The sequence below is a fragment of the Micromonospora sp. B9E7 genome (genome assembly GCF_039871815.1).
In the GTDB taxonomy this organism is placed as follows: Bacteria; Actinomycetota; Actinomycetes; order Mycobacteriales; family Micromonosporaceae; genus Micromonospora.
This window is the reverse complement of sequence record NZ_JBDPLX010000009.1, coordinates 283,387-291,871: the sequence shown is the minus strand read 5'-3', so window position 1 is coordinate 291,871 and position 8,485 is coordinate 283,387. Positions and strand designations below refer to the sequence as shown.

The 8,485-nt window shown below is 70.0% G+C and carries 7 protein-coding genes; 5 read left to right on the top strand and 2 right to left on the bottom strand.

Translation table 11 applies throughout. From position 1 onward, the window contains the following. Window positions 1-467: 467 nt before the first annotated feature. Entirely contained in the window at window positions 468-1,454 is a 987-nt protein-coding gene (locus ABGB10_RS17810) for a BadF/BadG/BcrA/BcrD ATPase family protein (RefSeq protein WP_347661947.1), read from the bottom strand. Window positions 1,455-1,660: 206 nt separating this feature from the next. On the opposite strand from ABGB10_RS17810, the gene ABGB10_RS17805 reads away from it, so the two are divergent. The 5 genes from ABGB10_RS17805 to ABGB10_RS17785 are packed head-to-tail and all read left to right on the top strand — an operon-like array spanning window position 1,661 to window position 6,741. Continuing rightward, window positions 1,661-2,614, top strand: a complete 954-nt coding sequence (locus tag ABGB10_RS17805) for a MurR/RpiR family transcriptional regulator (RefSeq protein WP_347661946.1) — start codon at window positions 1,661-1,663, stop codon at window positions 2,612-2,614. Then, window positions 2,611-3,360: an SIS domain-containing protein gene (locus ABGB10_RS17800; protein WP_091403970.1), complete on the top strand. Its 750-nt coding sequence runs from the start codon at window positions 2,611-2,613 to the stop codon at window positions 3,358-3,360. Before ABGB10_RS17805 ends, ABGB10_RS17800 begins: the two co-directional genes overlap by 4 nt. A 25-nt stretch (window positions 3,361-3,385) precedes the next feature. Further along, window positions 3,386-4,798 carry an N-acetylglucosamine/diacetylchitobiose ABC transporter substrate-binding protein gene (gene ngcE, locus ABGB10_RS17795; RefSeq protein ID WP_347661945.1) on the top strand — a complete coding sequence of 471 codons (1,413 nt, stop codon included), beginning with the start codon at window positions 3,386-3,388 and terminating at the stop codon, window positions 4,796-4,798. A 32-nt stretch (window positions 4,799-4,830) separates the two neighbouring features. Beyond that, on the top strand, window positions 4,831-5,772 hold the full coding sequence (locus ABGB10_RS17790) for a sugar ABC transporter permease (RefSeq protein WP_347661944.1): 942 nt from the start codon (window positions 4,831-4,833) through the stop codon (window positions 5,770-5,772). 12 nt (window positions 5,773-5,784) lie between these two features. Beyond that, window positions 5,785-6,741, top strand: coding sequence for a carbohydrate ABC transporter permease (locus ABGB10_RS17785; protein ID WP_347661943.1), 957 nt, complete (start codon window positions 5,785-5,787; stop codon window positions 6,739-6,741). 45 nt (window positions 6,742-6,786) lie between these two features. Here ABGB10_RS17785 and ABGB10_RS17780 read toward each other — a convergent pair whose 3' ends face one another. After that, a complete protein-coding gene (locus tag ABGB10_RS17780) occupies window positions 6,787-8,484 on the bottom strand; it encodes an ABC transporter ATP-binding protein (protein ID WP_347661961.1) in 1,698 nt (565 codons plus the stop codon). Window position 8,485 lies beyond the last annotated feature (1 nt).

The following is an 8,485-nucleotide window of genomic DNA, read 5'->3' as shown; positions in this document are numbered from 1 at the left end:
CGCCCGAGCCCACCCCCGCCCCGCCCACGCTGTCCCCTCAAGATCCGCGCAACTTCGGTGAAACTGCTGCCTCGGGCCGCCGTGAGGCAGCAGTTTCACCGAAAGTGTGCGGATCTTGGCCGTAACTGCGCGGATCTTGGGTGTGCGGCGGCGGGTGGGCGTGGTTCGGTCGCGCTGGCGCGGCTGAGGAGCGGCGACCGGCCCTTGATCGTGCTCGATCCAGGATTTAGTTCTCTCCTCGCCGCAGGAGACCACTACATCCTGGATCGAGCACGATCATGATCAAGCGCGGCCGGGTGCGGCCTGATCCCGGCGCGGTTTGGGCGGCCCGATCCCGGTGGGGCCTGGCGCGGCCCGATCCCGGCGCGGGGTGGGCGGCCTGATGCCGGTGGGGCCCGGCGCGGCGCGGCCCGGCCCGTCCCCGCCTCGTGTGACCCGGCGTGGCGGGTCGGGCGTGGGGTGGGTGGTCAGGTGGTGGGGAAGAGGCGGGCGTGCAGGGCGCCCGGGTCGGTGACCTCGGGCAGGTCGCGGGCGGCGAGCCAGGCTGCGGCGGCGGCCCCGTCGCCGGCGGTACGCAGTGGCGTGTCCGGCCACTGTCGGGCGATCTCCAGCCGGACGGCGGCGGCGAGTGGGGTGTTCGCGGTGAGGAGTCCGCCGCCGAGTACGACGGGCGTCACCGCGTCGGCCGGGCGGATGCGGCTCACGCTTTCGGCCAGGTGTGCGGCGGCCTCGCCGATCAGCGCGGTGGCGACCGGGTCTCCGTGTGTGGTGGCGTCGACGACCAGCGGTGCGAGACGGGCCAGTTCGACGGGGGCGCGTCGGGTCACCGCCTGGATGATGGCGTCCACTGTGGTCCGGGGATGGGCGGCGACCTCCGCGCTGCCCAGCAGTTCGGTGAGCACCGCAGTGGTCAGCGTGCCGAGTCGACGGCCGGCGTCGAGGTCGGCGAGCAGTCGGCGTACCGCTTCGCGACCGAGCCAGAAGCCCGAGCCGGCATCGCCGAGGAGCCAGCCGTGACCGTCGGCGATCCGGTCGAGTCGCAGCTCGTGGACCTGCGCGGTGATCGCCCCGGTGCCGGCGATGAGGACGGTTCCGTCCGGGGCGGCGGTGCCGGAGGCGTAGGCGACGAGGGCGTCGCCGTGCACCTCGTACGGGCAGCGCAGGCCGGCGTCGTGCCAGGCCTGGTCGAAGGCGGCTCGCCCGGCGGGGTCGGCGAGTAGTCGACCCGCGCCGGCCAGGCCGATGGTGCCGGCGACCACCCGTGCCGGGTCGAGGTCGGCGAGCGCCGCGCGGAGCGCGGTCAGCAGTTCGACGGCGGCGCGCTGTGCGCCGTGACTTGTCGGGTTGCCGCCGCCGGCGCGACCGGTGCCGACGCGTTGCCCGGTGACGGTCAGGGCGGTCGCCCGGGTGGACGTACCGCCGATGTCGAGGCCGACCACGACGGTGTCGGACATCGGCACGGGTCTCCTTGCGCTGGACGGCGATCGGGACTGTTCATGCTGGTCGGCAGCGTCCTGCAGGGCAAGATCTGGCGGGCGCGGCGGGCTGTGCGCCAGGTAACAGTTTGAAAACTTCGCCCACAGTCTTGACACGGAGGGGCCTTCAGTAAGAACTTTTACCACTAACAGTTAACAGTCTTTTCGGAAAGGTGAGGCGACCCATGGTTGATCACGAGGTGGACGCCGCCGCGGGGACCGCGGTGGTCGACGCCGACGTGGTCGACCGGAGGAGTTCCGCCTCCGACGGGGTGCTGGCCCGCGTCCGCAACGGGCTCGGCGAGCTGACCGGAGCGCTGCGCCGGGTCGCCGAGCACGTGCTGAGCGACCCGGAGGCCGCCGCCCGATCCACCATCGTGGAGCTGGCCGAGCGCAGCGGCACCTCACCGGCGACCATCACCCGCTTCTGCCGGGCGATGGGCTTCGAGGGGTACGCCGACCTGCGGTTGGGTATCGCCTCCGAGACCGGTCGGGCCCGTTCCGCCGGCTGGACCGTCGACATCGGACGCGAGATCCAGCCCAGCGACCCGCTCGCCCGGGTGCTGGACCAGATCATGGCGGCCGACACCCGGGCCATGCACGACACGGCCACCCTGCTCGACCTCGCCGAGGTGGAACGGGCCGCCGTGGCCATCGCGGGCGCCAACCGGGTGAACATCTTCGGCGCCAGCGGCAGCGCGTTGGTCGGTGAGGAGATGCAGTTCAGCCTGCACCGCATCGGCGTGGCCGCGTGGGCGTGGAACGACGTGCACGAAGGGCTGGCCAGTGCCGCGTTGTTGCGGACGGGCGACGTGGCGCTCGGCATCTCGCACACCGGGCAGACCCGGGAGACGATCGAGATGCTCGCCGAGGCGGGCAGCCGGGGCGCCACCACGCTCGCGCTCACCGGCTTCCCCCGCTCGCCGTTGGCCGAGCTGGCCGACATCGTGCTGCTCACCGCCAGCCAGGCGACCACGTTCCGGCCGGACGCGCTCTCCGCCCGGCACCCGCAGCTCGTGGTGCTCGACCTGCTCTACATCGCCGTCGCCCAGCGCACGCACGACCGCGCGCACGCGGCCTTCCGGCGGACAGCGCAGGCCGTCGACGGGCACAAGGCAGCGAAGGGAGCACTTTCATGATCAGCGCCCAGGGGTACGCGGACGCCGTCCGCCCGGTGCTCGACCGGCTGCTCGACTCGGAGGCCGACGGGATCACCCGGGCCGCCGACCTGATCGCCGACAGCCTGCGCGACGGCGGCGTGCTCCAGGCGTTCGGGGCCGGGCACTCCGAGGCGTTCGCCGCCGAGCTGGTGGCCCGGGCGGGTGGGTTGGTCCCCACCAACCGGCTGTCGGTACGGGACCTGGTGATGCACGGTGACGCCCCGCGTGACGTGCTCGCCGATCCCAAGCTGGAACGCGACCCCTCCATCGCCCACCAGATCTACGCGCTCGCGGCGCCCCAGCCGCGTGACGTGTTCGTGGTGGCATCCCAATCCGGCATCAACGGCTCGGTGGTCGAGCTGGCGGCGCTGGTCACCGAGCGCGGTCACCCGTTGATCGCGGTCACCTCGGTCGAGCACACCGCGCGGGTCGCCCCACGGCACCCGTCCGGGCATCGGCTCGCCGACCTCGCCGACGTCGTGTTGGACAACGGCGCGCCGTACGGCGATGCACTGCTGCCGCTCGAGGGCGGCGGCGCGGTCTGTGCGGTCTCCTCGGTCACCACGGCGCTGCTGGCGCAGCTGTTGACCGCGGAGGTCGTACGACGGTTCCACCAGGCCGGGGAGGTACCCCCTATCTACCTCTCCGCCAACGTCCCCGGCGGGGACGAGCACAACCTCGCCCTCGAGTCGCGGTACGCCGGGCGTCTCCGGCGAACCGCCTGACCCGACACCACAAGGAGAGTCAAAGATGTCGGATTCCCCCGAGAACATCGGTGACCTGAGCCGTCGGATCCTGCTGCAGCGCGCCGCGGCGGCTGGTCTGCTCGCCGTTCCGGCCGCGGGCATGTTGAGTGCCTGCGCCGGCAGCGAGCCGACCAAGTCCGCGGACAGCGGTGCCGCGAAGAGCAAGGAAAACCCGTTCGGCGTCAAGGACGGCAGCGCCGTCAAGGTGGTCGTCTTCAACGGCGGTCTGGGCGACCAGTGGGCCAAGGAGGACAAGGTCCTCTTCAACGCCAAGCACCCGAACATCACGGTCAACATGAGCTCCACCCAGAAGATCAAGACCGAAGAACAGCCGAAGATGGCGACCCAGCCGAGCGACCTGGTGATGAACTCGGGCGCGGACATCATGGACCGCAGCACCCTGATCAACGAGGGTGCGATCGAGCCGCTCGACGACCTGCTCACCGCCCCGGCCTGGGACGGCGAGGGCACGGTGGCCGACACGCTGCTGCCGGGCACGGTCACCGACGGCACCCAGAACGGCAAGTTCTACGTCGTGAACGTGGCCTTCACGGTCTGGGGCAACTGGTACAACGGCGCCCTGTTCAAGCGGGAGGGCTGGCAGGCGCCGACCACCTGGGACGACTTCTTCGCCCTCGCGCCGAAGATCAAGGCCAAGGGCATGGCGCCGTACGTGCACGACGCCACGCACGGCTACTACCCGCGCTGGGCGCTGATGGCCAGCATCTGGAAGGCCGTCGGCAAGCAGCCGATCATCGACATCGACAACCTGAAGGACAACGCCTGGAAGGCCGACGGCATCGTCGCGGCGCTGGAGCCGTGGGAGAAGCTGGTCAAGGACAAGCTGCTCCTGCCGGGCAAGCTCGACCACACCCAGTCGCAGCAGGCCTGGCTCGACGGCAAGGCCGCCTTCATCCAGGTCGGCACGTGGCTCAAGAACGAGATGGCCGCGACCATCCCGCCGGGCTTCGAGATGACCCTGTCGGACTACTGGACCAAGCCGGGCGACAAGGCCGCGAAGGACGTCTTCGCCGGTTCCGGCGAGGGCTTCGTGGTGCCGAGCAAGGCGCCGAACAAGGCGGCCGCGAAGGAGTTCCTGCGGGCCATCCTCTCCAAGGCCGGCTCGGCGAAGTTCGCGGAGCTGACCAAGTCGCTCGCCTCGACCAAGGGTTCCGGCGACAACGTGCAGGACTCGGCGCTCGCGTCCGCGAACACGCTGATGAAGAACGCCACGTCCGACCTCATCTCGGTCAAGATCTGGGACTTCTACGCCGACCTGGACAAGGAGAGCCAGAACCTGTCCGAGGAGCTGATGGCAGGGCGCCTCACCGCGCAGCAGTTCGTCGACAAGATGCAGGCGGCCGCGGACAAGGTCGCGAAGGACTCCTCGGTCAAGAAGCAGACCCGTACCGCCTGACAGGCCCTGATCAGCTAGAGAAGTGAGTGACCATGCGGCACGGTGTTGCGCGTTTCGTCACGGGTTTCCTGGCCTTGCCGCTTGCGCTGTACCTCTTCTACGTGGTGTGGCCCTTCGTGCAGGCGGCGGGATACTCGTTGACCGACTGGGGTGGTTACTCGGACACCCAGAACTTCGTCGGTCTGGACAACTACGTCCGGCTGTTGTCGGATGAGTTGATCAGGAAGGCGTTCTGGCACAACGTCTTCTTCCTGATCACCGTGCCGCTGTTCACCATCGCGCTGGCCCTGTTCCTCGCGTTCCTGCTCAATGTGGGCGGACGCGAGGACAGGGCCGGCATCCGAGGGGTGTTCGGCTCCGGGATCTACAAGATCATTTTCTTCTTCCCGCAGGTGCTGTCGCTGGTGGTCATCGCCGTCATGTGGCAGCAGATCTACCGAAGCGACGGCCAGGGCCTGATCAACGGCCTGATGATCAAGATCGGTCTGGTCGACGCGGACAACCCGATCGCCTTCACCGCCGACCCGGAGCCCTTCCTCGGCGTGCCGGCGGTGCTCTGGTGGCTGCTGCTGATCGCGGTCTGGAGCGGCGCCGGCTTCTACATGGTGCTCTTCTCGGCGGCGATGCAGTCCATCCCGAAGGACATCTACGAGGCGGCGCTCCTGGACGGGGCCAGCCGGTTCCACACCTTCTTCCGGATCACGCTGCCCCTGCTGCGTGACACCGTCTCGGTCGCCTGGGTCTACCTGGGCTTCATCGCACTGGACATGTACGCCCTGGTCTTCGTCATGACCCCCAGCCAGGGTGGCCCGAACCACGCCAGTGAGATCTTCGCGTCGGTGCTCAACTTCACCGCGTTCCAGAAGGGCCAGTTCGGTTACGCCTGCGCGATGGGTGTCGCCCTGGCGATCTTCACGATCCTGCTCGCGGCGGCGCAGCTCAGGATCACCCGTCGCGAGCGTATCGAGTACTGAGGAGGCTGGACGATGAGCACGGCGACTCACGATGGTCTGACCCGGCCCGACCAGGGCCCGGACACCCCACCCGAGGGTGGAAAGGGCGGCAGGTCCACCTCGGACGGTATCGGCGGCAAGTTCTTCAACGGCTTCTCCCACATCTTCCTGCTGGTCTGGGCCGTGATGGTGATCTACCCGCTGCTGTGGGTGGTGATGTCGGCCCTGAAGACCGACTCGGAGGTCATCCGCCAGCCACTGTCCCTGATTCCCGCCAAGCTCAACTGGGACAACTTCAGCCGAGCCTGGGGTGCGGGGCACCTCGGATCGTTCTTCCTGAACACCGTGTTGGTGTTGGCCGGCAGCGTCACCCTCACCATGCTGCTGGGCTCGATGGCCGCGTACGCGCTGGCCCGCTACGAGTTCCGGGGCAACCGGCTGATCTACTACGTCTTCCTCTCCGGTCTGACCCTGCCGGTCTACCTGGCCGCGGTGCCGCTGTTCAAGGGCGTCTACAACACGAGCGTCCACCTGCCGTTGCTGGGCCCGAACAAGCACCTCATGCTGATCCTGGTCTACGTGGCCTGGTCGCTGTCGTTCACGGTCTTCTTCATGCACTCGTTCTTCCGGACGCTGCCCAACACCATCGCCGAGGCGGCGATGGTCGACGGCGCGTCGCACAGCCGGCTCTTCTTCAGCGTCATGCTGCCGATGTCCAAGCCCGGCCTGATCAGCATCGGCATCTTCAACGTGCTGGGTCAGTGGAACCAGTGGTACCTGCCGACCCTGCTCATGCAGTCGGTCGCCGGGGAGCCGAAGAACCAGGTGATCGCCCAGGGACTGATCGAACTCTCGGTCAACCAGGGCTACAAGTCCGACTGGTCCGGCCTCTTCGCCGGGGTCACCATGGCGATGCTCCCGGTGCTCGTGGTCTACATCATCTTCCAGCGGCAGGTGCAGTCCGGCCTCACCGCGGGCGTCGGCAAGTAACCACCGGACGGAAGGGGCGCCTCGCTTGCGGGGCGCCCCTTTTCGTCATCTCCGGTGCTCGTCGGCCGGGGTGTGCCAGGAGCGCCACAGGTCGGCGTACGCCCTGCCGGCCGCGACCAGGTCGTCGTGGCTGCCGATCTCGGTGATCCGGCCGTCCGCCAGCACGGCCACCCGGTCGGCGTCGTGCGCGGTGTTGAGCCGGTGCGCGATCGCGATGACCGTCCGCCCGACCAGCACGGCGGCCAGTGCCCGCTCGGTACGACGGGCCGTGGTCGGATCGAGCGCCGCCGTCGCCTCGTCGAGGATCAGCGTGTGCGGGTCGGCGAGCACCAGTCGAGCCAGTGCGAGCTGCTGGGCCTCCGCCGCGCCGAGCTGCCGGGCACCGTCGCCGAGCGTCGCGTCCAGACCCTCCGGCAACTCCGCGAACCAGTCGGCGCCCACGGTGTCGAGCGCGGCCCGCATCTGCTCGTCGGAGGCGTCCGGTGCGGCGAACGAGAGATTGTCGCGTACCGAGCCGATGAAGACGTGGTGCTCCTGGGTGACCAGAGCGATCCGGCGGCGACGCTCGGCCGGGTCGAGGTCGGTGACCGGGCACCCGCCGATGCTGACGACGCCCTGACGAGGCGCGTCGATCCCGGCCAGCAGCCGGGCCAGGGTGGACTTGCCGGCCCCCGACGGACCCACGACGGCCAGCCGCTCACCGGGCTGCACCTCCAGGTCGATGCCGTGCAGCACGTCCGGCCCGCCGGAGTAGGAGAACCGCGCACCACGAACGACGAGCAGCTCACCTCGCGACGTGGCCGTCCGGCCCGGTGGCTCCGCCGGGACCAGGCCGACGCCGAGCACCCGGGCGTACGACGCGAAGCCTCGCTGCGCCTGCTCCGTCCACTGCAGGAGCCGGTCCAACGGATCGATCGCCTGTTGCAGGTAGAGCGCGGCGGCGACCACCGCGCCGAGCGAGACCATGTCCCGGGAGAGCAGGTAGCCGCCGACGAGCAGCACCAGGGCGACCGGCAGCGGGTAGCTGGCCTCGACGACCGAGAAGAACACCGTACGCAGCGCGAGGGTCGCCCGTCGGGCCCGCCACACCCGGACGATCCGCTCGGTGCCGTGCCGGACCCGGTCGTCGGTCAGCCGCAGCGCCTCCACCGTGCGGGCGCCCTCGGCGGTGGTGGTGAGCGTCTCGGTCAGCTCGGCCGCCGCCGCGCCCTCGGTGAGGTACGCGGAGCTGGCCCGCCGCAGGTACCAGCGGGTGACCGCCACGATCGACGGGAGCCCGGCCAGCGCCGTCAGCCCGAGCAGCGGATGCAGCAGGAAGACAGCCCCGAACAGCAACGTCAACTGCACCGAGGCGATGACGATGGTGGGCACCACGTCCCGGACGGTGGTCCCGACCGTCGCCACGTCGACCGAGCTGCGGGTGGCCAGGTCTCCGGAGCCGGCGCGCTCGACGACCGAGACCGGCAGCCCGAGAGTCCGGGAGACGAAATCCTCGCGCAGCTCGGCGACGGCTCGTTCGCCGAAACGGTGACCGGCGTACTGCGCGTAGCGGGAGAGCAGCGCGCTGACCAGGACGCAGCCGGCGATGCCCAGCGCCAGCCGGTCCACAGTGGCCACCCCCGCGCCCGCGGCGACCCGGTCGACGATGGTGCCCAGCAGCCACGGCGGGGCGAGCCCGGCGACCGCGGCGGCGCTGTGCAGCGCCAGCACGACCCCGACCGCGCGACGGTGCCGGCTGATCATG